Below are 336 nucleotides of genomic sequence, written 5' to 3'. Positions count from 1 at the left end.
TTGCCGAGGCGACTGGGGGCCTTTGGTCTCCAGGCGGCCTCGGAGAAGACGTGCATTCACCGCTTCAGCCGTTTTCACCCAACACGGACCCGGCGATTCACCTTCCTTGGTTTTGAATTCTACTGGGAAGCGGATAGCAAGGGGACGCCGCGGGTATGGCGGCGGACCAGCCGCAAGACGCTGCGCAGTAGCATCCGGGCCTGCAAGGACTGGCTGAAGACACACCGGCATCTTCGTCTGCCGATACTGTTGGCGACGATGAAGCGCAAGGTACGGGGGCACTACAATTACTTCCGTGCCATCGGTAACATCAGCTCACTGCGGTGTTTTCACACC

1 pseudogene is annotated in these 336 nt (G+C 59.8%); it reads left to right on the top strand.

The features are described from left to right. Positions 1 to 336: pseudogene (locus LQ956_RS14880) on the top strand (group II intron reverse transcriptase/maturase); the annotation flags it as partial.

Origin of the sequence: Ectothiorhodospira lacustris (genome assembly GCF_022227845.1) — a bacterium.
In the GTDB taxonomy this organism is placed as follows: Bacteria; Pseudomonadota; Gammaproteobacteria; order Ectothiorhodospirales; family Ectothiorhodospiraceae; genus Ectothiorhodospira; species Ectothiorhodospira lacustris.
The sequence above is the reverse complement of the archived record's forward strand: the minus strand, read 5'-3'. Positions and strand labels throughout refer to the sequence as shown.